This is a genomic window from Rugamonas aquatica, from assembly GCF_009380215.1.
GTDB classification, from domain to species: domain Bacteria; phylum Pseudomonadota; class Gammaproteobacteria; order Burkholderiales; family Burkholderiaceae_D; genus Rugamonas; species Rugamonas aquatica_B.
Genome location: NZ_WHUG01000008.1, coordinates 122581 through 147634, shown reverse-complemented (window position 1 = coordinate 147634; position 25054 = coordinate 122581). Strand labels below are relative to the sequence as shown.

The 25054-nt window shown below is 65.1% G+C and carries 22 protein-coding genes; 8 read left to right on the top strand and 14 right to left on the bottom strand.

The window, feature by feature from the left end; translation table 11 throughout:
- Positions 1-8: 8 nt before the first annotated feature.
- The 3 genes from GEV02_RS19860 to GEV02_RS19850 all read right to left on the bottom strand — a co-directional run bounded on the left by GEV02_RS19860 (position 9) and on the right by GEV02_RS19850 (position 3929).
- A complete protein-coding gene (locus GEV02_RS19860; RefSeq protein ID WP_152839644.1) occupies positions 9-1823 on the bottom strand; it encodes a glycoside hydrolase family 16 protein in 1815 nt (604 codons plus the stop codon).
- A gap of 307 nt (positions 1824-2130) precedes the next feature.
- Entirely contained in the window at positions 2131-2865 is a 735-nt protein-coding gene (locus GEV02_RS19855; RefSeq protein WP_152839642.1) for an SDR family NAD(P)-dependent oxidoreductase, read from the bottom strand.
- A complete protein-coding gene (locus GEV02_RS19850; protein ID WP_235922843.1) occupies positions 2862-3929 on the bottom strand; it encodes a patatin-like phospholipase domain-containing protein in 1068 nt (355 codons plus the stop codon). Before GEV02_RS19850 ends, GEV02_RS19855 begins: the two co-directional genes overlap by 4 nt.
- A 107-nt stretch (positions 3930-4036) precedes the next feature.
- On the opposite strand from GEV02_RS19850, the gene GEV02_RS19845 reads away from it, so the two are divergent.
- Together GEV02_RS19845 and GEV02_RS19840 are read left to right on the top strand one after the other, a co-directional pair.
- On the top strand, positions 4037-5224 hold the full coding sequence (locus GEV02_RS19845) for a phosphatase PAP2 family protein (protein ID WP_152839640.1): 1188 nt from the start codon (positions 4037-4039) through the stop codon (positions 5222-5224).
- Complete coding sequence (locus GEV02_RS19840) at positions 5221-5832, top strand: CDP-alcohol phosphatidyltransferase family protein (RefSeq protein WP_152839638.1); 612 nt, start codon at positions 5221-5223, stop codon at positions 5830-5832. The genes GEV02_RS19845 and GEV02_RS19840 overlap by 4 nt, the downstream gene beginning before the upstream one ends.
- Here the strand turns inward: GEV02_RS19840 and GEV02_RS19835 are convergent.
- From GEV02_RS19835 to GEV02_RS19820, 4 genes are all read right to left on the bottom strand, one after another.
- Entirely contained in the window at positions 5783-7576 is a 1794-nt protein-coding gene (locus GEV02_RS19835) for a bifunctional alpha/beta hydrolase/class I SAM-dependent methyltransferase (protein WP_152839637.1), read from the bottom strand. The two genes, GEV02_RS19840 and GEV02_RS19835, sit on opposite strands and share 50 nt — an antisense overlap.
- Position 7577: 1 nt before the next feature.
- Positions 7578-8462 (bottom strand): phosphatidate cytidylyltransferase, encoded by an 885-nt coding sequence (locus GEV02_RS19830; RefSeq protein ID WP_152839635.1) that lies wholly within the window; start codon positions 8460-8462, stop codon positions 7578-7580.
- A 52-nt stretch (positions 8463-8514) separates the two neighbouring features.
- Entirely contained in the window at positions 8515-10665 is a 2151-nt protein-coding gene (locus tag GEV02_RS19825; RefSeq protein ID WP_328595870.1) for a gluconolaconase, read from the bottom strand.
- 258 nt (positions 10666-10923) lie between these two features.
- Entirely contained in the window at positions 10924-13182 is a 2259-nt protein-coding gene (locus GEV02_RS19820) for a carboxy terminal-processing peptidase (protein ID WP_152839631.1), read from the bottom strand.
- A 463-nt stretch (positions 13183-13645) separates the two neighbouring features.
- Here GEV02_RS19820 and GEV02_RS19815 point away from each other — a divergent pair, with 463 nt between their 5' ends.
- The 4 genes from GEV02_RS19815 (at position 13646) to GEV02_RS19800 (ending at position 17193) form a co-directional block, all read left to right on the top strand.
- A complete protein-coding gene (locus GEV02_RS19815) occupies positions 13646-15655 on the top strand; it encodes a methyl-accepting chemotaxis protein (protein WP_152839630.1) in 2010 nt (669 codons plus the stop codon).
- Between the two features lie 50 nt (positions 15656-15705).
- The gene (locus tag GEV02_RS19810) at positions 15706-16068 is read left to right on the top strand and encodes a DUF2946 domain-containing protein (protein ID WP_152839628.1); all 363 of its coding nucleotides are present in this window, start codon (positions 15706-15708) and stop codon (positions 16066-16068) included.
- 82 nt (positions 16069-16150) lie between these two features.
- Positions 16151-16759, top strand: a complete 609-nt coding sequence (locus tag GEV02_RS19805; RefSeq protein ID WP_152839626.1) for an SCO family protein — start codon at positions 16151-16153, stop codon at positions 16757-16759.
- On the top strand, positions 16756-17193 hold the full coding sequence (locus GEV02_RS19800; protein WP_152839624.1) for a copper chaperone PCu(A)C: 438 nt from the start codon (positions 16756-16758) through the stop codon (positions 17191-17193). Before GEV02_RS19805 ends, GEV02_RS19800 begins: the two co-directional genes overlap by 4 nt.
- A gap of 6 nt (positions 17194-17199) precedes the next feature.
- Here the strand turns inward: GEV02_RS19800 and GEV02_RS19795 are convergent, their stop codons facing one another.
- From GEV02_RS19795 to GEV02_RS19770, 7 genes are all read right to left on the bottom strand, one after another.
- A complete protein-coding gene (locus GEV02_RS19795) occupies positions 17200-17499 on the bottom strand; it encodes a hypothetical protein (protein ID WP_152839623.1) in 300 nt (99 codons plus the stop codon).
- A 15-nt stretch (positions 17500-17514) separates the two neighbouring features.
- Positions 17515-18774, bottom strand: coding sequence for a neprosin family prolyl endopeptidase (locus GEV02_RS19790; protein ID WP_152839621.1), 1260 nt, complete (start codon positions 18772-18774; stop codon positions 17515-17517).
- Positions 18775-18889: 115 nt separating this feature from the next.
- On the bottom strand, positions 18890-19411 hold the full coding sequence (locus GEV02_RS19785; protein WP_152839619.1) for a hypothetical protein: 522 nt from the start codon (positions 19409-19411) through the stop codon (positions 18890-18892).
- Between the two features lie 12 nt (positions 19412-19423).
- The gene (locus tag GEV02_RS33585) at positions 19424-19555 is read right to left on the bottom strand and encodes a hypothetical protein (protein WP_268878644.1); all 132 of its coding nucleotides are present in this window, start codon (positions 19553-19555) and stop codon (positions 19424-19426) included.
- Between the two features lie 84 nt (positions 19556-19639).
- The gene (locus GEV02_RS19780; protein WP_152839617.1) at positions 19640-20743 is read right to left on the bottom strand and encodes a metallopeptidase domain-containing protein; all 1104 of its coding nucleotides are present in this window, start codon (positions 20741-20743) and stop codon (positions 19640-19642) included.
- Between the two features lie 35 nt (positions 20744-20778).
- Positions 20779-21699, bottom strand: coding sequence for an alpha/beta hydrolase (locus tag GEV02_RS19775; RefSeq protein ID WP_152839616.1), 921 nt, complete (start codon positions 21697-21699; stop codon positions 20779-20781).
- Positions 21700-21724: 25 nt separating this feature from the next.
- Positions 21725-22285 carry a thymidine kinase gene (locus GEV02_RS19770; protein WP_328595869.1) on the bottom strand — a complete coding sequence of 187 codons (561 nt, stop codon included), beginning with the start codon at positions 22283-22285 and terminating at the stop codon, positions 21725-21727.
- A gap of 217 nt (positions 22286-22502) precedes the next feature.
- On the opposite strand from GEV02_RS19770, the gene GEV02_RS19765 reads away from it, so the two are divergent.
- Positions 22503-23870, top strand: a complete 1368-nt coding sequence (locus GEV02_RS19765) for a pyridoxal-phosphate dependent enzyme (protein ID WP_152839613.1) — start codon at positions 22503-22505, stop codon at positions 23868-23870.
- Positions 23867-25042 carry a trans-sulfuration enzyme family protein gene (locus GEV02_RS19760; RefSeq protein ID WP_152809836.1) on the top strand — a complete coding sequence of 392 codons (1176 nt, stop codon included), beginning with the start codon at positions 23867-23869 and terminating at the stop codon, positions 25040-25042. The genes GEV02_RS19765 and GEV02_RS19760 overlap by 4 nt, the downstream gene beginning before the upstream one ends.
- Positions 25043-25054: the final 12 nt, after the last annotated feature.

The window sequence follows — 25054 nt, the reverse complement described above, 5'->3', positions numbered from 1 at the left end:
CTGGGGTTTTACTTCATCGTGTAGCTTTGCTGCGCTGTGTCGACGGCGTAGTTATGCGCCGCGTCCCAGTAGGTGAAGCTGTAGTTCACCACGTCGCCGATCTTCAGGCCGCTCGCGGTGTAGCTGTTGGTGCCGGCGTTCTGCGTCATCCGCACGTTCAACTGGCCGCCGCCGTTGACGGTGTAGTGCACGTCCGCCCAGCTGCTCGATGCGAGCGAGAACTTCAACATCGTCGCGCTGGTTTGCTGTGCGGCCGGAGTTGGAGTTGGCGTGGGCGTTGGGGTCGGCGTAGGAGTTGGCGTGGGTGTCGGGGTTGGCGTGGGAGTCGGCGTTGGTGTGGGCGTCGGCACGCCGGTATCCCAGACGATGTCATCGATCGCCATCTGGAATGCCGAGCTCGGCAGCGCGGCGCCGTCGCTGGCGATCTGGAACAGGTCCAGCATCGACTGCAAGGCGACCTTGCTGCCGGCCAGGTCGGCCACCGGTATCGTCGCCGTGCCCCAGTCGCCGTTGCGTACCAGGCCATAGGTCGTGGCATTGGCCGGGAACTTGACCGCGTTCTGGTTGGTGTAGGTATCCTGCACGCCCACCGTGAAGGCCACATTGGCCGGAATCTTGATCTTCAGCTTCATGGTGCCATTGCGGAAGTTGCTCATGTCCCGCGCCTGGCGCGACTCCACGCTGCCGCCGAACCACTGCCCCGGCGTGTTGAAGCTCCACGCCATCACATTGCTCCCCTCGTACGGCGGCAGATTGCCCGGCGTGACGGAAGCGTTGTTCCACACGAAGATGTCGGAGGTGGTGCCCGCCGCCAGCTTGTTGTTGACCACGGTGTTGTCGGTGAAGACGCCGAACTTGCCCACCTCCGGCGTGGTCTGGCTGCCCAGCTTGACCGTGCCCTTGCCGTCCAGCTGGTACACGCGCACATAGTCGACGTACATCGTGCCGGGCAGCGGCGCCGTCACCTGCGCCGGCGTGGCCGCGTCGGTGAAGTTGCCGCCAACGGCCAGGTTGAACAGCAGGTAGAACGGCGCCTGCAATGAAGTCGAGTTGACCGGCAGCGGATTGTTGTACATGTCGCGCTCGACGCCGTTGTCCACCACCGTGAAGCGCATCTGCGTGTCGGTCCAGTACAGGCGGTAGATGACGAAGCGGTTGGCCAGCGACTGGCTCGGCGTGTACCAGTTCTTGGTCTGCCACGCGGTCGAGGCGGCGCAGCTCTCGTTGCCCGGCACGCAGGCGGCCTGCTGCCAGGTGATGATGTTGGAGCCGACGAAGTTGTCGATGGCCGGCGTCGGCGAGCCCGCCGCCGCGCGGCTGCTGGCCTTGTGGCCCATCTCGATGATGTCGATCTCGCCGTTGCGCGGCCAGCTCTGCGGACTGACGCCCAGCATCCACGCGGCCGGCCACAAGCCGGTGCCCAGCGGCGGCGTCGACATGCGGATCTCGACCATGCCGTACTGCACCTGCACCTTGCCGAAGGAGCCTATTTTGCCGGAAGTGAAGACGTTGCTGCCCACCGTCTGGTTCTGCGCCTTGATCGCCAGCGCCCGCGTGTTCGGCTCGAACGGCACGTTGACGATGGAGAGATTGTTGGGGCTGTAGTACTCCAGCTCCTGGTTGCCGTAGCCGCACAGGTTGATCTGGCAACCGTTGCCGTCCACCGCCGTCCACACCGCAGTGTTGAGCGTGGTGCCGTTGAATTCATCGGACCACAGCAGCGGCCCGATGACGGGACTGGTGACGCTGGCCGACACCTGCGTGCCGTATGCCATCAGGATGCCGGCGGCGACGGCGGACAGAACGAATTTCTGTTTTCTCACAATGTATGACTCCTCGTATCCATGCTTCCACATTTCGAACCGGACGGCCGTCCGGCCCGCACCTTCGCCGGCAACACCGGCTATTCCGCTTGCGGACAGGGAGATGGAACGAGACGCGGCGCAGGAAAAAATGGGCGCAGGGGCGCCATCGCTACGAGGCGTTTCTCTTGTACTTGCAGTCTCCGTGCCGGCCGGGTCGATGCCCGGGCTCTGTCGCTGACTAGAATTGGAAACGATTCCAATTCAGTATTCAAAATATATTCTGATTAATATTTTTTGTCAACGAAGACGCGCAAGCGTGCGCAACTTACTTTTTGCGCACCCGTTTGAGAAATACCGGCAATCGATTGAAGATGCGCACCAGCGCATGCATCTGCCAGGGGAAGACGCAGCGCTCGTCGCGCCGCGCAATCGCGTCGGCGATGCGCCGCACCGCCTCCTGCTCGGACATCAGGAAAGGCTTGCGGCTGGCGTCGCCGTTATTCAGCTCGCGCAGGCGCGCGGTGTCGACGTAACCGGGAACGATCACGGTGACATCGATGCCGAACGGCGCCAGCGCCTTGCGGTAGGCGTCGCAGATGGCGATGGCGGCGCGCTTGCTGGCGCTGTACAACGAGCCGCCCGGATAATCCTGCTGCAAGCCCGCGATGGACGCCACCGCGACCAGTTGCCCCTGACCGCGCGCCATCATCGCCTCGGCGGCCGCGCTGAAGGCGTGATCGAGACCGCCCACATTCACCCGCAGCACCGGCAAGGTGCTGGAGCGATCGAGCGCAATCGCGGCGGCATCGGTGTACTGCCCGGCGGTGACGATCAACAGGTCCAGGCCATCGGCCGCCACCAGCGCCACCGTGTGCGCCACCGCCGTGCGGTCGGCGATATCGCAGGCGTGGACGCTGATGCGTTCCTCCAGCAGCAGCGGCGAGCCATCCAGCTTGCGCGGATGCCGCCCGCAGATGGCGACACGCGCGCCCTGCCGCCAATAGTGCTGCGCCAGTCCCAGGCCGATGCCGCTGGTGCCGCCGATGATCATCACGTTCATGTCGAAGCCTTGTTGTGCTTATCCTCGTTGCGCATGGCGACGCGACGGCCTTGCGCGGCCAGCTCGTAAGCCTCCTGCGCGCGCCGGTAGCCGTACAGCCATTGGGCTTCCACGTCGGCCACGTACTGTTCGTAGCTGGCCGGCGCCACCAGCTTCACCTGATTGCTGCGCCACGCGATGCGCTTGCGGACGCCGGTGCCGCGTAAGGCCTCGCTCACATCGGACGTATCGATCCACACATCGACCGACTGGCCGTGCACATGGCGCAGTCGCTGATTAGCGTCGAAACCGAACACCGAGCGCAGGGCGGGAATCGCGGTGAACTGCTCGTAGGACTGCTTCATTTCGATGCTGATGTGCTGCGCCAGGCATTGCGCCAGCTCGATCGGGAACAGATCGATCACGCCGCCGGTGTAGTCCGCGCCGGCGGCGGACTGGCAGCGGAAGTAGACCATGTCGGCAATCGAGATGCGGGCCGCGTCGGCCACGGACATGGCGGTGTCGATCTCCAGCTCGTGCGCGACCGCGTTGGTCCAGCCATCGCGGCCGATGGCCGACGGCTGGCCGGCCGCCAGCGCGGCGATGCGCGCGTCGCCAAACAAGGTGACGCGATAAATGGCGCGGCCATGCCGCAACTGCCCTACTTCGTCGGGACCGAACAGCAGCTTGCCGCCGAGGATGGCCAGCGCCGGCGCGGATGCGGATGCAGGCGCCGGCTCGGGCGGCAGCGGCAGCACCGGCGGAATCTCGAACAGGTAATCGTTGAACAGGTCCGGAATGCGCGCCGCCCGCGCGCCGTTCAAGCGCCGCAGCGCGATGCTGACGACCGCCCGCAGCGGCGTGGCGCGCGGGCCGGAACGCAGGCCGCTGAAAAATTCGTACATCTGCGGCGACGCCAGCCAGGCCTTGCGCGCCGCGCTGTCCGGCAGGTTGCGGATGATGGCGCCGGCCACCGAGCCGCCGCAGGTGGCCAGCAACAGATCCGGCTCCTTGCCGGCATCGATGGCCGCCGCGTGCATGCCGAGATAGTAGCCGAAGCGGAAGCCGCCTCCGGCCAGCACCATGCATCGTTGGTAGCGTTGATCTGATTGGTCTGCTTGGTCTCGCGCGGCGTCGGTCATGCGTGACATAATGCATCAATTACATCGTTTATCACAAGGACAGCGCGACAATGAACCGGGATGCAGTGCCCAGCGTACAGCAACGCGCTACCCAGCTTGCGCTGAACGGCGCATTGTTCGGCGTCTGCTACCCGCTGACCAACTACCTGGCGCAACGCCACGCGGACCTTGGCAACGTCGCGATGGCATGGGAAGCGGCGCTGCCCTTCCTGCCGTGGATGGTGCTGCCGTACATGACGTCCGGCCTGTTCTTCGTACTGAGTTTTCTGCTGGTGCGCGACCGCGCCGGCCTGTCGGCGCTGAGCCGCCGGGTGGCGTTTGCCACCGTCGTCGCCTGCCTGGTCTTCGCCGCCTGGCCGCTGCGCTTCTCGCTGCCCCGCCCCGCCGTCGATGACGCGCTGCCCGCCTGGCTGTTCGCGCAACTGGCGGCGATGGACCGGCCCTACAACCAGCTGCCCTCGCTGCACGTGGCCTACTGCCTGATCTTCTGGGCCGCCCTGCGCGGCGCCGTCACATCGGCGTTGATGCGCGCCGCGCTGGCCGCGTGGCTGATGCTGGTGGCGCTGAGCACCGTGTTCACCTACCAGCACCACGCGCTCGATGTCGCCGGCGGCGCCGCACTGGGCGCGCTGGCGCTGCACTTGCTGCCGTCCGACGGCGATATCCGCAAGCCGGTGGCGTTCTGCTATGCGATGCTGGCCGGTCTGGCGGCGCTGGCTTGGTTCGCGCTGGGCGGCGTCTGGTGGCTGTACCTGGGCGCCAGCCTGCTGCTGGTGGCGCGCGCCTACTATCGCCATCACGCGGCCTTCCTGCACAAGCGCGACGGCCGTTATCCCTTGTGGATCTGGATGCTGTACGCGCCCTACCTGTGCGGCTATCTGCTGACCTGGCAGCTGGTGCGCTGGCATGAGCGCCATCGGCCGCCGTTCGTGCGCCACAGCGAAGGCCTGTGGGTGGGACGCCGCCTGACCGAGGCCGAAGCGGCGCAGCTGCCGGCCGATTGCGCCGTCATCGACCTGTCCAATGAACTGAGCGAGACGCACGCGCTGCGCGGCCGCAGCTATCATCACTTCCCCATGCTGGACCTGCAAGCGCCGGATGCGCAATCGGCCCGGCCGATACTGGCGGCCATCAGCACCCACGCGGCGCAGGGCCGCGCCATTTACCTGCACTGCGCCATGGGCTACCGGCGCAGCCGCCAAATCGCCCAACTCTACAAGGAGCACTACCAGCAATGAGCTTTTCGATCTACCAGTTGAAACCCCAATTCCAGCAACTGCTGCAACCGTTGATGCGCGCGCTGGTGCGCTGCCGCGTCACGCCGAATCAAATCACGCTGGCGACGATGCTGCTGTCGGTGGCCTACGGCGCGGCGCTGGCGATGCAGCCGCAGCGCGCCGGCCTGTGGGCGGGCCTGGCCGGCGTCCTGCTGCTGCGCATGGCGCTCAACGCCATCGACGGCATGCTGGCCAACGCCACCGGCCAGAAGACCCGCCTCGGCACCCTGCTCAACGAAATCTGCGACCAGGTTTCGGACGTGGCGCTGTACCTGCCCTTCATGCTGGTGCTGCACGCGCCGCTGGTGGTGCTGGCCGTGGCGGCCGCGCTGCTGGCGGAGTTTGCCGGCGTGCTGGCGCTCAGCGTGGGCGCGGCGCGCCGCTTCGACGGGCCGATGGGCAAGAGCGACCGCGCCTTCTGGTTCGGCCTGCTCGGCCTGCTGATCGCCTGGCAGGCCGCCCCGCTGCTGCTGCACGGCGTCCTGGCGCTGGTGATCGCGCTGTCGGCGTGGACCGTCGTTAATCGCCTGCGGCAGGCGCTGCGGGCTTCCGCGCCAGCGACACCGTAAAGATCCCCTCCAACCCGATGCTGGTGGCGACCTTGCGGCAGCCCGCATGCGCCACCAGGCCATCCATCTCCACCTGCGGACGCGGACGCATCTGCCACGGCTTGCCCTGGTGGCTGGTCAGGGTCAGCGCGATCATGTCCAGCTGCGGATGCCACGGCTGGCCGGTGTAGATCAGGTGGCCGCCTGCGCGCAGCACGCGGGCGATGCCTTGCAGCGAAGCGGCCACCGGCGCGTTTTCGCTGAACAGCTCATACAGGCCGGAGACGATGACGATGTCGTACTCGCCCTCCTCCACGCGGTAGCTGTCGGCGCTGAAGGCGTCGCGCAGCTGGTAGTCGATGCCGGCGCGCAGTTGCAGCTGCTGCGCCAACGCGCGCGCCTGGTCCAGGTTGTGCTGCGTGTAGTCGCGCAGCGTGACTTCGATGTCGCGGTCCTGGAAACGCTTGACCGTCTCCAGTACGTAACGGCCGGAGCCGCAGGCCACGTCCAGTATCCGCAGCGGCGCCTTGCCGTCGTGGGCGGCGATGCGTTCGCCCAGCATCTGCTGCAACTGGCGCTTGCGCAGGCGGATGCCGCGCCAGCCCACCGCGTCCAGATAGCCCCGGTCCATGATGCCGCCGAACAGGAAGCGGCCGCCGGCCTGGTTGCGGTAGACGTAATCGAGCGAGGCGCCGGAATCGAAGCCGTGCTGCAAGCCGATCTTCATGCCGTTGCTGACCGGTCCCATCATGCCCAGCATCACGCGCTGCATGCCGAACCAGGCCTTGGCCAGCGGGCCGCAGCTCTGGCCCGCCTGCAGCGCCGCGTACTGGCGGGCGCTGTGGCTGTCGCGGTCCGCGCTCAGGTAGTGCGACGGCGCGGTCGGTGCGCGCTCGAAGCATTGCTCGACGAACTGGCGGCTCGCTTCCAGCGCCACGCTGGTGTCCTGCTCGTAGAACAGCGCGTGGAACGCATCCGGCAAATGCACATAGCGCTTCAGCGGCGACGACAGGCGCTGGTAGAAGTCCTGCTGCGGGCCTTCCTTCACCACATAGTCCTTGCCGGCGGCGAGCATCAGCACCGGCGTATCGATGGCGGCGGCGTCCTGCACGATGCGCTTGGCGGTATCGGCCAGGCCCAGCAGCACACAGGCGGAGATGGCCTTGGCGATCAGCGGATCTGCGGCGTAGGCCGCCGCTTCCTGCGCCGAGTGGGTCAGCATGCCGGGGCGGATATAGCTGGTCACGAACAGCTCCGGCTTGAAACGGCGGGCGAAACGCAGCGCCGGCTTGGCCAGCGGCACGTACAGATTGATGTCGAACGCGGCGGCGGCCATGATGACGCCGCGCACGCGTGGCGCGTAGTCGTGCAGCCAGGTGGCGGCGATCACCGCGCCGACGCTGTTGGCCACCACCAGGATATTCTCCGGCGCGATGCCGTGCGTGGCGGCGATGTGGGCGATGAAGGTGTCGAAGTCCTCGACCAGCGCTTCAAAGCTGGGCGCGTCGCCGCGTTCGCCGGGCGAGTAGCCGTGGCCGCGCGCGTCCCAGGCGAAGGCCCAGTCCTGCGTGTAGCCGAACTGCTCCACCAGCGGCTGGATGCGGCCCGAATGCTCGTGGCCGCGATGCAGGAACACCAGCGCGCGCTGCGGTCCGTCCTGGCGCGGCGCCAATGGCTGCCAGGCGCGGTAGAACAGGCGCACGCCGTCCTTGCAGTCGAAGCCGGATTCGGTGGTGCGCCAGGCCAGTGAGCGTTCAGCTTTCATATTAGTTTCCCAGGAAATGAGTGATGAGGAAATACAGCAGCGGCGCCGTGACGACCAGGCTGTCGACGCGGTCGAGGATGCCGCCGTGGCCGGGTATCAGTTGCGAGAAATCCTTGACGCCCAATACCCGCTTGGCGGCCGAGAACATCAGGTCGCCGCAGAAGCCGCCCACCGACAGCAGCAGCGCAAAGCCCGCCAGGTGCACAGCGTCGGCCAGGTGCAGGTAGCGGCCCAGCGCCAGCGACAGCGCGCAGGTAACCACCACGCCGCCAGCCAATCCTTGCCAGGTCTTGTTGGGGCTGATGCCGGGCGCGATGCGGTGGCGGCCGAAGATGGTGCCGCTGATGAATTGCGCCACGTCGTTCAACGCGGTCAGCACGTAGAGGTAGAACAGCCAGGCCAGCCGCACATGCGGTTCCAGCGGCAGGCTGTCGAACAGCGGAAGGAAGCGGCAGCTGTAGCACAACACCAGCCACAGCAGCCACGCCAGCGCCGGCTGGCTGCGGTTGCGCAGGAAGATCGCCGCCGTCACCGCGATGGCCGGCGGCAGCGCCAGCAGCGCTATCGTCGCCGGCAGGAACAGCGCGCTGCCGAACACGACGGCGGCCGGCAGCACAAAGCCGCGCGCGCCGAACGGGGCCAGCTCGCGCAAGGCCAGCAGGCCGATCAACAGCGCCAGCAGCGTGGCGCCGAGCGGGTGCAACAGCAGGCTGACCGTGACCACCGGGAAGATCCACCACCAGGCATTGACCTGCGCCCGCAACTGGCTGTGCGGCCGCGCGCGCAGCTTGACGCCCACGCCCAGCGACGCCATGCCCAGCATAAGGTACAACATGGCGAGCGCGGTCAGGATCTCCGTGCCCAGCAGCGAAAACAGCAATTGCATAAATGCCTCAATTATTTTTGTGGCAATTGTATAGCGTTTTGCGGCAAGCAGCTCAGTCTACGGTAATCAGCAAATCGCGGCCCTTGCTGGCGGCGTTGCCGGCGTAGTCTTCGGCGGTGATGCGCAGGGTGTACTGGCCGGGACCGAGGACGCCGACCTTCCACGCGCCCGGCGTCAGCTTGCCGTGGATCAGGCTGTTGTTGATGGCGTAGGAGAAGCGCGTCTCGGCCGCGCCGTGCACGGTAATGCCGCTGCTGACCGAGTAAGCCAGCTTGACGGCCTCGCGGTTGCGCGGCAGGCGGTCGTACAGCTGGGTAATCAGCGGCTGCTCCATGCCGGGGATGATTTCACCGTCGGCATTGAGCAGCTGGTAGCCCAGCTTGTACAAGCCCAGGCGGCGGCGGGCCTGGTTGCCGTTCATCTGGTCGAAGGCGTCGACGACGATCTGCACTTCACCCAGGGCGCGCGGCACCAGCAGGCGGCCGTCGACCTTTTCCTTGAGCGGCTTGCCGCTGCTGTCGGTCAGCGCGATCGACTGGATCTGCGGCGCGATGGTGTCTTCCAGGTCGACGAATGGCAGCGTCAGCGGATTGAGGGCGTCGCCGTTCGGCTTGTAGTCCAGGTGCACATGGGCCATGCGGTTGACGGTGCCCAGCGGTTCACCGACGACGAAGCGGGTGCCGCGCTTGACGCGCACGGCGGCCGGCACGCCCTTCTCGTCCTTCAGCAACTGGAAGCGCGGGTCGAGCAGCTTGTCGTTGGCGCCACGGCCGACGCGCATGTGGATGTATTGCAGGCCGTCCAGCGACAGCCCTTCCGACAGTTCGCCATAGCCCCAGCTGGCGCGCGGATCGGCGACCTTGCCGGCGGTGACGGCCAGCACCGGCGTGCCGATGGCCGCCTGGACATCCAGCCCCGAATGGAAATGGTCGCGGCTTTCGCCGTCGAAATTGCCGCGCACCTCGCCCATCAGGCCGACCACTTCATGCGCCTTGTCCTGCGGCTTGATCGGCCACAGCATGGTGGCGCTGTGGGAAGGCGCCGGGGGCAGCGGCAGTTCCGGCGCGGCCGCCTGGCCAGCCAGCGCCAGCGCGACGTGATGCAGGCGGAAAGTGGCGGCGTCGGTGACGAACAGCGAGCCGTCCTTGGCCAAGGCCACGCCGCGCGGCGCGTAGAGGCGCACACTGCCGTCGGAGCCGTAGCCGGGTTGCGGCGGATGGTCGGCATCGTCCAGCGTCAGCACGTCGCCGGTCGGGGTGATCTGCGCCAGCCGGCCGTGGGCGTTGCTGCTCGCGTACAGATAGCCGTCCGGCGTCAGCGCCAGCCCGACCGGTGCGCGCAGCAGCGCGTTGCGGTCGTCGTCATCGGCCTGGGCGATGGTGCTGACCTTGCCGTCCTTGCCCAGCTTGCGGATCGCGTGGTTGCCGGTGTCGGCGATGTACAGGTCGCCGGCGGCGCTGATCGCCAGGCCGGTCGGCGTATCGAACAAGGCTTGCGCGGCGGCGCCGTCGGCCTTGCCGGCGCGGCTGCCGCCGGCGATGGTGGTGACGTCGCCGTTCGGCGCGATGCGGCGGATGCGGTCGTTATAAGTGTCGGAGACGTAGACCACGCCGGCCGCGTCCACCGCGATGCCGACCGGGCCGTTGAACTGGGCTGCCGCGCCGCGGCCATCCTTGTCGCCCGGCAGGCCGTCGCCGGCCAGCGTGCTGACCACGCCTTCGGGCGTGACCTTGCGGATGGCGTTGTTGCCGGTGTCGGCCACGTACAGGTTGCCGGCGGCGTCGATCGCCAGTCCGGACGGCGTATTGAAGGCGGCCGCCTTGCCCGCCCCTTCCGCATAGCCCTCGACCGCACCGGCCAGCGTGGTGGTGGTGCCGTCCAGCGCGATCTTGCGGATGCTGTTGTTGTCGCCGCCGTCGGCCACGTACAAGTTGCCGGCGCCATCGATGACGACGCCGAACGGATCGGCAAAGCGCGTGCTGCGGCCGTGGCCGTTGTTCGCGCCCGGCAAGCCGTCGCCGGCGATGGAGGTGACGCGCGCGCTCCAGTGCGGCTGTGTGCCTTTGGCCGCTGTCGGCTGCGCCACCTCGGTGCCGGCGTCGCCGCCGCCGGAATGGGTCAGGATATAGGCCGCTCCGCCTCCGCCCAACGCCCCGCCGAACGCCAATGCGGCGGCGATTAACTTGAATTGGGTAGGAGTCACGTTGCGCAAGCCTAAAAGTTGATCTAAAGAAAATATTTTAACCGATCTTCTGTAGGCAGGCAAAAAACAGGCGAAAAAAAAGCCCGCTACGGGAGCGGGCTAAATCTATTTCCTTGGAGGAGATAGAGGAGACAGGTGAATGATGCTGCATCGCGGAATATATATCCAATTTATATTGGCAATACCAGAAATACCCGTGATGAATAACTCAAAAAAAAGCCCCGCGACAGGCGCGGGGCTGGGATGGAGCGTGGCGGCTTATTTGCCAGCTTCCACCGCATACGGCAGCACGCGCGAGGCCATGCGGGTGTCGGTCTTGAGCAGGCTGACCTCGTCGGCCAGGATGTGTACCGCTTCGTTAAGCAGCACGTCCTTGGCGGCCTTGGCGGCTTTTTCGGCGTCCAGTTCGGCGGTCAGCGAGCGCTCGTCGCCCTGCAGGCCGTCGTCGGTGCGCAGCGCGCCCTTCACTGCCGCTACTTTCGGCGACGGCGCAGGCTTGCCGTTGGCTGCTTTGGCCGAGATCGCCTTGTTCAGCGCGTCTTTCGGATCAGGCACCAGGATGGGATCGTCCGCGCCAGGCGTGGTCGACAGCAAGCGCGCTTCGCGCAGCTTGGCGCGTGCTTCCTGCGTGTCGCGTTCCTTGCGGCGCGCGGTCTCGTTCAGCGAGATCAGGTTGTCCTTGCGCTGTTTCTTGACCAGCGCTATGTCCTCGGCCAGGTACTGGAAGTCCTTGTCCTTGGCCACGCGGGCTTCGTGCTTCTTGTCCAGCAGCGGCAGGATGTCCTTCAGGTCGCCGGTCGGGATGTAGGGCGCAGGCTTGATCGAGGTCCACGGCAAGGCATTGTCGTAGCTCGATTCGCCGAAGGTGTCGGAATCGCCCATGGTCGGCAGCTTGATGTCCGGCGTGACGCCGCGCAGCTGCGTGGTGCCGCCGTTGATGCGGAAGAACTGGGCGATGGTCATCTTCAGCTCGCCGTAGTGGACCTTGTCGCTCTGGGCGAAACGGTCCAGGCCGAAGATGGTCTGCACCGTGCCTTTGCCGAAGCTCGGCTCGCCGATGATGATGCCACGGCCGTAGTCCTGGATGGCGGCCGCGAAAATCTCCGAAGCCGAGGCCGAACCACGATTGATGAGCACGCCCAGCGGACCGTCCCAGGCCATGCCGGCGTTGTTGTCGCTCTCGATTTCAATCTTGTTGTCGCTGTTACGCTGCTGCACCACCGGGCCCTTGTCGATGAACAGGCCGGTCAGCGCCACCGCTTCCGACAGCGAACCGCCGCCGTTGTTGCGCAGGTCGATCAGCACGTTGTCGACTTTTTCCTTCTTCAGCTCGCCCAGCAGGCGGGCCACGTCGCGGGTGGCGCTCTTGTATTCCTTGTCGCCCTTGCGGCTGGCTTCGAAGTCCATGTAGAAGGTCGGCAGCGAAATCACGCCGATGCGGCGCTTGGCGGCGCCATCCTTCACTTCCAGGATGGATTTCTTGGCCGACTGCTCTTCCATGCTGATTTTCTTGCGCACCAGCGATACCAGCGTGTGCTTGCCGTCGACGCCGGCATCGACCGGCTGGATGTCCAGGCGCACGGTGGAATCTTTCGGGCCGCGTATCAGCGCGACCACGTCGTCGATGCGCCAGCCCAGCACTTCGGTCATCGGCGAGTTGTCGTCCTTGGCCACGCCGAGGATCTTGTCGCCGACCTTGATCTTGCCCGACAAGCCGGCCGGGCTGCCCGGCACCACTTCGCGCACGACCGTGTATTCGTCGCGGGTCTGCAGCACGCAGCCTATGCCTTCGAGCGACAGGCGCATGGCGATGTCGAAGTTTTCCGACGCGCGCGGGCCCAGGTAGTTGGTATGCGGCTCGATCGACATCGCGTAGGCGTTCATGAAGATCTGGAACACGTCTTCATTGGTCAGCTTGCGCGAGCGGCTGATGTAGTTCTCGTAGCGCTTGTCGAGCGTCTCGCGGATGCCCTTGTCGTCCTTGCCGGCCAGCTTCAGGCGCAGCCAGTCGTTCTTGACGCGCTTGCGCCACAGTTCCTTCAGCTCGGCGTCGCTCTTGACCCAGTCGGCCTTTTCGCGGTCGTACTGGTAGCTCTCGTCGAGGCTGAAATCGGGCTTGGTCTTGAGCAGTTCGCGAGCGTAGGCGATGCGCTCGTTGAAGCGCTGCTGGTACTGGTTGTAGATCGCGAACGGCACGCTGAGGTTTTCGCCGTTGATGGCGTCGTCCAGGCGGGTGCGCACGATGGCGTACTGGTCGAGATCGGCCTGGGTGAAGAACAGTTTTTCAGAATCCAGCGACTTGAAATAGCGGTCGAAAATCTTTTCCGACATCGCATCGTCCAGCGGCGTGGATTTGTAATGGAGTTTGGTCAGCACCCGCGAGGCCCATACGGCCGCCTGGGCCTGGCCCGGCTGGGGTTTGAGTACGGTCTCTGCCGCCGCTTTTTCTGGCACGGCCGCGCCGGCCTGCACTGACAGCGCCGCCAACACGGCTACCAACAGCATTTGCTTCTTCATCGGCTTACTCCGAAACGTAGTGAATTCATTGATCGTCATGCGCAGCGCCTGGGCCTGCGTTTCCATTCTACAGGATAGCGCTGCTACACGGCTCTGGTAGTTTGCAGTGTCCCCGCCCAAGCTTAAGGGTGGCTGAAATGAAACTAGCTGAACGCCGCAGCGCACGACACGGCGACCTGCACTCCCGGCAATTTTTTATTCAAGTCATTGTTTTCTAAAACAAAACTGGTTGATGGCATACACATTTATGTTGCAATACGGCAAAAATGTGGTACTATACCGGTCTTATGTTTTTGACGGCCCCGCCACGCATCACTCCGGCAGAGCCCGCACGCCTCCGACTCGCGAGGCGCCTACGCAGCAAGCAGCACGCCTCATGCAGTCGCTCCCCCGGAGCATGCTCGAACCAGAGCGCCCTCAATCAGCAGTACCTTAACTAAAAAAAACAATGCAAACCTTTACTATGAATCCCCGCAATTGGGGTGTCGGCACCAAGATTACCGTGTTCACCTTCGGCCTGATCGCCGTCATCCTGGCCATGCTGCTCAGCCTGATTAACCTCAGCACTTCAGCCATGCTCAAAGAGCGCGCCAAGGCCAACGTCGCCAATACGCTGGGCGGCATCAGCAACACGGTCGAAGTGTTCAACACCGCCATGACCAATGAAGCGTCGAGCTTTGCGCGCCTGTTCGCGGCCGGCTTCGGCGACGGCAAGTTCACGCTGGACCCGGCCGCCACGGTCGACATCGGCGGCAAGCCCACGCCTTCGCTCAAGCACGACGGCAAGACGCTGAACCTGGACTTCACCATCCCCGATCGCTTCACCGCCGACACCGGCGTGGTCGCCACCATCTTCGCCGCCAACGGCGACGAGTTCGTGCGCGTGAGCACCTCGCTGAAGAAGGAAAACGGCGAGCGCGCGGTCGGCACCCAGCTCGACCACGCCCACCCGAGCTACGCGCCGCTGCGCGCCGGCGCCAACTACATCGGCCTGGCCACGCTGTTCGGCAAGCAGTACATCACCCAGTACGACCCGATCAAGGACGCCAGCGGCCACGTCATCGGCGTGCTGTTCATCGGCCTGGACATCTCCAAGAACATGGCGATGCTGAAGGAAAAGATCAAGGCCATCAAGATCGGCGACACCGGCTACATCTACGTGGTCAACGCCGCGCCGGGCAAGACGTTGGGCACGGCGCTGGTCCATCCCGCCAAGGAAGGCGAGAACCTGATCGACAGCAAGAGCAGCGACGACCGCCTGTTCGTCAAGGACATGCTGGAAGCCAAGGAAGGCTCGATGAGCTACGACTGGGCCGACAACGCCAACACCGCGCCGCGCGAAAAGATGGTCGAGTTCCACACCTTCAAGGCCTGGAACTGGCTGATCGTCGGCGGCACCTACACCGAAGAGATCACCCGCGAAGCCGGCCAGCTGCGCAACCGCTACGCCGCGCTGGGCCTGGTGTCGCTGGCGCTGTTCGCCGTCATCCTGTTCCTGCTGGTGCGCGCCAACGTCACGCGTCCGCTGGCACGCGCCGAAGCAGCCGCGCGCCGCATCGCCAAGGGCGAGCTGGACGTGCAGCTGGACATCCGCAACAAGGACGAAATCGGCCTGGTGTTGCGCGCCCTGAACGGCATCAGCAACAACCTGTCCGGCGTGGTCGGCCAGGTGCGCTTGGGCGCCGAGCAGATCGCCACCGCGTCCAATGAAATCGCCGCCGGCAACCTGGACCTGTCGTCGCGCACCGAAGAACAGGCGTCCAGCCTGGAAGAAACCGCCGCCTCGATGGAGCAGCTGAGCAGCGCCGTGCGCCAGAACGCCGACAACGCGGCCCAGGCCAACCAGATGGCGCTGGCCGCCTCCGGCATCGCCGCCAAGGGTGGCGAGGTGGTGGCGCAGGTGGTCGACACCATGGGTTCGATCAACCAGTCGTCGCGCAAGATCGTCGACATCATTTCGGTCATCGACGGCATTGCGTTCCAGACCAACATCCTGGCGCTGAACGCCGCCGTTGAAGCGGCGCGCGCCGGCGAACAGGGCCGCGGCTTCGCGGTCGTGGCGCAGGAAGTGCGCAACCTGGCGCAGCGCTCGGCCACGGCGGCCAAGGAAATCAAGGCGCTGATCGACGACTCCGTCAGCAAGGTCGACATCGGCAGCAAGCAGGTCGAACAAGCCGGCTCGACGATGCAGGAAGTGGTGGTCAGCGTGCGCCGCGTGACCGACATCATGGCCGAGATCAGCACCGCCAGCGAAGAGCAGCGCGCCGGCATCGGCCAGGTGCACGAAGCGATCGCGCAGATGGACCAGGTCACGCAGCAGAACGCCGCGCTGGTCGAAGAAGCCGCCGCAGCAGCCCACGCCTTGCAGGACCAGGCGGCGGACCTGGAGCAAGTGGTGCGCATCTTCAAACTGGGCAACGGCCACGGCGCCGCAGCCCTGCCGCCGGCGCGCAGCCGCCTGGCGCTGAAGTAAAACCAATCCGGGGCACGACCCCGGATTTTCTTTTGCCCTATAATTGTCGGATGGGTAAATTGTTCAAGCACCGGCGCAGTCACAGCCTGATCGTATGCATTGCGATTTTGCTGAACCTGCTCGCACCGGCGATCGGCCATGCGATGTCCGCGCTGACGCGCGATCCGCTGGCGCTGGAAATTTGCTCCGCAACGCCGGCCAAGCAAGCGCCTGGCGACAGCGCTCCGCACGCGCTCAAGCACTGCGTATTCTGCGCCACCCATGCCGACACCTACGCGCCACCGCCCGCTCCTGCCGGCCTGGTCGCCGTGCTGCGCGGCCATGACGCCTACCCTGCACCGCACTACTTCTCCCCTGTTCTTCCCTTCGTCTGGTCCGACGCGCAGCCGCGCGGGCCGCCCGCATTCTCCTGATGTTCCCGTAACCCGCATGCAGCGGCCACGCCATTCCGGCGACGGCCGGCGTGCGCCTATCGATCGTTACACAGGACTCACCATGCAACGCCGTACCCTACTTACCGCGCTGGCTGCATTGCCGCTGGCCGCCCACGCCGCAACACCGGCCTACACCGGCATCGACATCACCGGCAGCAGCATCGGCCCGGACTTCCGGCTGTTCTACGGCGACGGCAAGCCCGCCTCGCTGCAGGACTTCAAAGGCAAATACGTGCTGCTGTTCTTCGGCTTCACGCAATGCCCGGATGTCTGCCCGACCGCACTGTCGCGCGCCGTCGAAACCAGGAAACTGCTCGGCGCCGACGGCGACAAGCTGCAAGTGCTGTTCGTCACCGTCGACCCCGAGCGCGACACCGCCGCGCTGCTGGCCGAATACATGCGCGCCTTCGATCCCGGCTTCGTCGGCCTGCGCGGCGACGCCGCACAAACGGCCAAGGCGGCCAAGGACTTCAAGATCTTCTACCGCAAGGTGCCCAGCGGCAGCTCATACACGATGGACCACACGGCCATCACCTACGTGTTCGACGCCACCGGCAAGATCCGCCTCGCCTTCAAGCACGACCAGACCGCCCAGCAATGCGCAGCCGACCTGCGCAAACTGATGCAACCTAAAAAAGAAACCAGCTTCCTGAAAGGATTATTCCAATGAAACGCATGATTTATCTGATGCTCCTCGCCGCCCTGCCCGCGTTCGCGCAAGTCACCGTCAGCGAGGCCTGGGTGCGCGGCACCGTGGCCCAGCAGAAAGCCACCGGCGCCTTCATGACGCTGACCGCCTCCCAGGACGCGCGCCTGGTCGGCGCCAGCTCGCCGGCGGCCGGCGTGGTCGAAGTGCACGAAATGAAAATGGTGGACGATGTGATGCGGATGCGCCAGATCGACGGCCTGCCGCTGCCTGCCGGCCAGGCCGTGCAGCTGGCGCCGGGCGGCTACCACCTGATGCTGATGCAGCTGAAGCAGCCGCTGGCCGACGGCCAGAAAATCCCGCTGACGCTGGAGTTCGAGGATGCCAAACATCAGCGCAGCAGCATCCAGCTTGAAGCGCCGGTGCGGCCGCTGAACGCGGCCGCCGCCCACCACTAAATCAAGTCACGGCTTGCCGCGAAAGCGATTCTCGTGATCGATGGCGGCGACGGCCTGGGACAACGCGGCCGCGCGAGCCTGGTTCGCCGTGGCGAATTCGCCGGCAGCGTTTGTTACCCGACCGGACTCGTCGTCGAGGCGCGCGCTACCGGTCCAGAGCCCGTTGGCACTTTGTGCCGCGGTCAAATAAATCGCGCGGCCTCGATAGAGCGAAATTTCCGGAATGGGTTCTGCCCGTTCCGTTCGCTCGATCGCCGGCGGCGGACCGATGGCCTGGGCTGCCTTGTTGCTCTTGGGCTGCGTCATCGGCGACTCCATGGATCAGCAGTGGGTGCCGCCTGGTCCGCCAAACCAGACTGTCTCGTTCCATGGCGCGGCGTATTTGACGACCTGAGAAGTGTAGCACGGTGCATTCGCAGATGCTGTCAGCGCGGCGTCCGTGCGGCCGCCGCCGGTCGGGAAGTACTGGATTTGTCGCTGATATGCCGCGTGCTGCCACCCCCCAGAGGCGTAGGCTCCGCCGCCCATGGGCGGCCAGCTGGTCGTGCCGACGACCTCGCCGCCATAGTCGATTTCCGAGGCATGCGTAGCCATCGCTCCACCGTGATAGATTGAGGCGGGGTAATAGCCGACCGCATTGGCAGCGGCGCCTCCGCCCAAATAAAGCCACCAGTTGCCGCCCACGAGATAGAAGGCGATATCGAGTTCATATTGAGTCCCACCCGCGACGCTCCAGGGGGACAGCGCGCCGCCGAGAGCCCAGTTCTTGTTGGTCTGGACGAAGGCGCTGCAGGACAGGTTGTAGCAACCCGTCGAGTGATAGGCGTCCGCCGTCCAGTAGATAAACAAACACGGTTTGGTATTCGCGTACATTCCGGGATAGACCTGCCAGCCGACTTCCGCAGTTTGCAGCGCGGCGCCGCTGCCACCGACATACCAATGTTGCGACAGCGAGAATATTTGGTTCGCTCCTATGCTCGGATCCCAGACATTGACGAAGCTGGTGCCGCCGAGATTGTTGACGTTCTGAAACGCGTGCGCCCAGCGATGCGTCGCCGCCACTTGTGGCGACGGGCCCGAGGCGCCGGGAGGCCTGATCCCGCCACCGTTGCCGGGACGCTTCTGCATGAAGTGCCGCAGGCTTCTGAACCGGGACAGGTCCTCCAGAGTCAGCCGCCTTACCGGTATCGTTCCGTCGGGCGCGAGCATCTGGTTGCCGTAGATATCGACGAAGTCGGCATGCAATTGCACCAGAGCGCGCGCAGGAGCGTGCGGCGCGCCAGGGGCCAGCGTTGCCGCCCAGCCGGGAAGATCCACCGCTGTCGCGATCGCGCCCGGCTGGCCTCGACGGGACATCTGCTGTTCGATCGGAATGCAGTCGAACACGGAGCCGTTGGCGTCCACGAAACTATGCAAGGCGGTTGTAGAGTCGTAATATTTAATGAGATACGTCCGGATTTCGTCGAACGAGCCTGCGTCAGCGATATTGCTATGGGGAACATTCAAGAAATGTTCGGCTCGCGCCGCGTGCAAGGATTGTACGAATTGATCGAAAGGCACGAGAGGGTGTGAAGCAGGCATGACTGTCCTCCTTTGTGTTATCAGCGTGTAGCGGCAGGGTCCGCCAAAATAGTGTCGGCGGTTGGCGCGGGGCTGTCTGTGATAACGCGCAATCAGGATGCAATCAGGTCTTAGCCTATCGATGGAACTGAAAAATGGCCAGCCAAACCAGACAAGCAATACAGCCATACATCAGGGCGGACAGCGCCCCCATTTTTATATCGATATGGGAGGGAAGGCAGGAGAACAATGCGACCGCCGCGACATATCCAGACACCAGCCAGCTCGTGTAGTCGCCGCGCTGAAAAGCCGACTGCGTCCAATAGTTGAAGATCAACCAACTCACCCAAGCCAACAGAAGTGGGGCAAAGGCCACCGGCGCAGAATTCCAGATATTCAGATTTCTAAACCCCACGGAGCCTAGCATCCAATAGTTTTTTCCCCGTCTTGGAATGATGGAAAACGACGTGGGCTTCGCATAAACCACCCAGCCCACCGCCGCGTGCAAGACCTCGTGGCTGATCGTCCCTATCAACGTCAGGATCGCAATTCCCCAGCCAGAATACCTCACCCAGCGCAGCAAGCAGAACCAGATAAATATCAATACGATGGATGGGATGGAGCTGACCGTCAGGCCCATGTGATTTAGCGAGGACATTCTGGCCTCTCGTCAGGGATGCCGCGCCGACATGGCGCGGATCAGCAGCGCCAGCCCGAGCGATGGCGCCAGGTACAGCAAAATGTCGCGGTGACGGCACAACCACGCCGGCGCGAGCGTACTACATGCAAACAGGCTGCTCATGGCCGCATCGTCGCACGATGACCGCCCGGCGTCAATTTCTCGCTATCGAACGCCTATCCTCTCCTCTTGCGATGCTTGCCGGCGTCAGTCCCGAGGTTTAGCCGCGCGCTCGATGCGGAAGGTGTCGCCGTGCGCATCGCTGGCCAGCAGCGTGACGGTCAGTTGGCCCGCCGTCACCGTCTGGCCGACCGCCAGCAGCGCTTGCAGATGCTGCTCGTCGCTGTCGCCTGGCGGCTGCACGCGGACCGCGCCGTCATGCGAAGTCAGCCGCGTATCGACGGTGTAGACCAGCAGGCCGGCACGCGGCAGCCTGCTGTCGTAGCCTTCGGCACGCCGGCTTTCCACCGCCAGCGCCGTGTTCGGACCGGTCGGCACCAGCGCCAGCTTGGCGCCGCCTGCGCGTTCGAGCGGCGTCAGCGTCAAGGTCGTGCTGGCGGCGCTGGCGCAGCTGACTTGCGCGTCATCCAGCCAGCCCAGTTGCCAGCGCTCCCAGCCCAGGTATTCCGGCGCCCTGCCCGTCGGGTTGCCCATCGCGCTGAATTCCCCGACATAGGTGTGCCACAACTGCCTGGGCGGACGCGGGCCGGCCAGGTCGACCAGCGACATCGCATGGCCGATTTCATGCACAAACCAGGCCCAGCCCAGCGTCGGCAGATCGCTGCCCGAGGTGGCGCCGTTGAGGAATTCGCGGCCGCCGGCCCGGACGCCCTGCCCGGACCTGGCGGTGAAGGCCGGCCCCCAGTTGATCGCCTGGGTGGCGGGATTGGCGATCACCAGGATGGCGTCGCTGCCGGAATAGTCGACCGAGGGACCGGCCAGGTTTATCGCTTCCTGGAAGTAGGCGCGATGGTATTCGAACGAGGCATCGCGGCCGAAGTGGTAGTCGGACGAGGGTTTGCGCATGCGTATCCAGCGCGGGTCGGCGGCCAGCGTCACGTCCAGCTTGCCGTAGGAGACGGCCTTGAAGTACTGCTCCGCGCGCGGCGAGATGATGGACAGCACATCACGCGGCGCGACCGTTGCCGGGGCGTCGCTGAAGTCGACGAACAACACGCGGAAACGCAGCTGGCCCGTGGTCTTCAAGCGCTCGGGCTTGCGCGGGAAGCCGAGGCCGACATCGGTACGCAGTTGCATTTCGGGCAAGCGGCATGCGGCCAGCGGGTCGGCTGCCGAGGCGGGCAAAGCCATCAACAACGCCAATGCGCCAACCGCGCACCGCGCCATCACGCGCCACCGCCCGCGACTGCCGCGACGCTGCTCTCGTAGGAAAAGCCATGCTGCTGCAGGATGTCCACCAGCTCCGCCGGCGGGCTGCCCAGCTTGAGGTTCTCGGCCACCCAGTCGCGCCAGGCCGGCGTCACATCGAACGGTTCCGGCGCCAGCTCGATGCCCGCGATGATGCGCGCCAGCAGGCCGTTGATGCGCTTGGTGTCGATCAGATGCTGCACCACCGCATGGCCCGAATAGGGAAACGGATACAGCGTGCAATTGCCCGCCGCCGCCAGCCGATGCGCGTGCATGGCGTCCAGGTTGACGGACTCGGTCGCATCGTCCCGGTCCGGCTTGGTGCCGAACACGATGTGCAACTGCGTCTGCCCGCCGCGCTCGCGGCCCAGCGCCGCCAGGTCGTAATAGCCCGACGGCGGCGGTTGCTGCGCCAGCGCCCGCATCACGGCGATCCAGCGGCGGTCGTGGTAGAGCAAAGCCTGCTTCACATCGAGAAAGGACAAGGGGCCAAACGCCACCACCTGCTCCACTCCGAGCAGCAACCCGAACATGACGGCCGCATAAGCGCCCATCGACTGGCCGATGGTGACGACCTTGCTCGGCCGGATTTCCGCCACCAGCGCGCGCAGCGTCTCGACCGTGTCATCGGGATGTTCACCCAGTCCGGCGACGGCGCGGTGGTACCAGCTGTTGCCGGAATCGCGCACGAGAATTTTGTTGAGATGGCGTCCGCTGGCTTGCTCCAGCTTTTTCAGGCGCCCATAGAAATCGAAGTCCGGCCGCGCATCCCAGGACACGAAGCCGAAGGCGATCACCAGGATCTCTCCCGGTACCACACGGTCGATCAGCACATCCTCGGTGCTGGTTTTGACGCGCCGGTTATCCAGCGCGGGCACATCGGTGATACTCAACGACATGGCCGGCGCTCCCGGGCTGAAAAGTTTAGTGGTTGTCGGTATAAAAACAGCGGCCGCAGGCCTGGCGGTAGCTCTCGTTGCCGCCAATGCTGATCTGCTCGCCTTCCTTGATGCGTCGGCCGTTCTCGTCGACGCGGATATTCATCGTCGCCTTCTTGCCGCAAGTGCAGATGTTCTTCAATTCTTCAATATCGTCGGCCAGCGCCAGCAGATAGGCCGAGCCGGGGAACGGCTCGCCGCGGAAGTCCGTGCGCAGGCCGTAGGTGATGACCGGCACGCCGCGCACCTGCGCCAGCTGGTGCAACTGCTGCACCTGGGCCGTGCTGAGGAACTGCGCCTCGTCGATCAACAGGCAGGCGATCTTCTGGTCGATGCAGACCAGGAAATCGGTCGCGGCGTCGAACACCTCCGTCTCGCGCTGCGGTCCCAGGCGCGAGGTCACGTGGCCCACGCCGTAGCGGTTGTCGATGGCGGCCGTGAACAGGCGCACCTTCTGCCCCTGCTCTTCGTAATTGTGCGCCACTTGCAGCATCGCGGTGGACTTGCCTGCGTTCATAGCAGAATAACGGAAATAAAGTTTAGCCACTACTACCCCTGATTGAAGAGCGCGATTATAAACCGTCCCCCGCGAAAAAGGCGCATACTTGTCTTTCCAACAGCACGGTGAAAATGATAATTTTTTTCATATGCAAACTCGGAAACATTCCTTTCCAGCGGCGACAGAGCGGCCTACCATCCGCTCTTTTCAAAAAAGCACGAGCGGACACAATCCGCCCGCGCCGATATCCTGCAAGGAGCACCTCATGCCTACCCCCGCATTGTTCAGCCTCATCGGCAACACGCCGCTGATCCCCGTCACCCGTCTGGACACCGGCCCCTGCCAGTTGTTCCTCAAACTGGAATCGCAGAATCCCGGCGGATCGATCAAGGACCGCATCGGCCTGTCCATCATCGAAGCGGCCGAAGCCGACGGCCGCCTGCAACCAGGCGGCACCATCATCGAAGCGACCGCCGGCAACACCGGCCTGGGCCTGGCCCTGGTCGGCCGCCTGAAGGGCTACCGCGTGCTGCTGGTGGTGCCGGATAAAATGTCCACCGAAAAAGTGCTGCACCTGAAGGCGCTGGGCGCCGAAGTACGCACCACCCGTTCCGACGTCGGCAAGGGCCACCCCGAGTACTACCAGGACTACGCGGCGCGCCTGGCGCGCGAACTGCCGGGCGCCTTCTTCGCCGACCAGTTCAACAATCCCGCCAACCCGCTGGCGCACGAAACCACCACCGGCCCGGAGATCTGGGAGCAGACCGGCCATGAACTCGACGCCATCGTGGTCGGGGTCGGCTCGTCCGGCACCCTGACCGGGCTGACTAATTACTTCCGCAAGGCCGCGCCCAACGTCGAGTTCGTACTGGCCGATCCCAAGGGTTCCATCCTGACCGAGTACGTCGACACCGGCCGCGTCTCCGACACCAGCGGTTCGTGGGCGGTGGAAGGCATAGGCGAGGACTTCATTCCCGCGATTGCCGACCTCAGCGGTGTGCGCAAGGCCTACACCGTCACCGACCAGGAAAGCTTCGACAGCGCCCGCGCCCTGCTGCGCGCCGAAGGCATCCTGGGCGGTTCGTCGACCGGCACGCTGCTGGCCGCCGCGCTCAAATACTGCCGCGAGCAGACCACGCCCAAGCGCGTCGTCACCTTCGTCTGCGACACCGGCACGCGCTACCTGTCCAAGGTCTACAACGACGGCTGGATGCACGACCAGGGCCTGCTGCAACGCCCGCCGCTGCATGACCTGCGCGACCTGATCGGCCGCCGCTTCGACGCCGGCGATGTCGTCAGCGTGGCGCCGGGCGACACCCTGCTGACCGCCTTCAACCGCATGCGCAGCACCGACCTGGCGCAGCTGCCGGTGATCGAGAACGGCAAGCTGGTCGGCATCATCGATGAATCGGACCTGCTGCTCAAGGTCGACAACCACGCCGAACAGTTCTCCAGCCTGGTCGGCACCACCATGACATCGCGGCTGGAAACGCTGCACCCGAGCGCCAACGTGCAAGCGCTGCGCAGCACGCTGGACCGCGGCCTGACCGCCGTGGTCGCCGAGGGCGACACGTTCTACGGCCTGATTACCCGCTTCGACCTGCTGAACCATCTGAGAAGGACTTTATCTTGAACGACAATAAAAAAGCCCACCTGGCCACCCGCGTGATCCACGGCGGCCAGTCGCCCGACCCGACCACCGGCGCCATCATGCCGCCGATTTACGCCACCTCCACCTTCGTGCAGGACAGCCCCGGCGTGCACAAGGGCCTGGACTACGGCCGCTCGCACAACCCGACCCGCTGGGCATTGGAGCGCTGCGTGGCCGACCTGGAAGGCGGCGCCCAGGGCTTCGCCTTCGCCTCCGGCCTCGCGGCGATCTCGACGGTGCTGGAACTGGCCGATGCCGGTTCGCACATCATCGCCGGCGACGACATGTACGGCGGCAGCTACCGCCTGTTCGAACGGGTGCGCCGCCGCAGCGCAGGCCATGACTTCACCTACGTCGATCTGACCAATCCGGAAAACCTGCTGGCCGCGATCCGCCCCGAGACCAAGATGGTGTGGGTGGAAACCCCGACCAACCCGATGCTCAAGCTGGCCGACCTGAAGGCGATCGCCAAGATCTGCCGCGAGCGCGGCATCATCGCTGTGGCCGACAACACCTTCGCCAGTCCGCTGGTGCAGCGCCCGCTGGAGCACGGCTTCGACATCGTGGTGCACTCGACCACCAAGTATCTGAACGGCCACTCCGACATCATCGGCGGCATCGCCGTGGTGGGCGGCGAGCCGCACCAGCAGGCGTGGTGCGAGCAGGTCGGCTTCCTGCAAAACTCGGTGGGTGCGATTGCCGGCCCGTTCGACAGCTTCCTGGCGCTGCGCGGCGTGAAGACGCTGGCGATCCGCATGGAACGCCACTGCCGCAGCGCGCTGGACCTGGCGCGCTGGCTAGAGCAGCAGCCGGAAGTACGCAAGGTCTACTACCCGGGCCTGGAATCGCACCCGCAGCACGAGCTGGCCAAGCGCCAGATGGACGGCTTCGGCGGCATCATCTCGATCGACCTGAAGACCGACCTGGCGGGCGCGCGCCGCTTCCTGGAAACCTGCTCGGTGTTCGCGCTGGCCGAAAGCCTGGGCGGCGTCGAAAGCCTGATCGAGCATCCGGCGCTGATGACGCACGCCACCATCCCGCCGGAAACGCGGGCCAAACTGGGCATCGGCGATGGCTTGATACGACTGTCGGTGGGAATCGAGGATATAGAGGATTTAAGGGCCGATATTCGCCGTTCGCTCGACGCGATTTAGGTGCTAGTATCC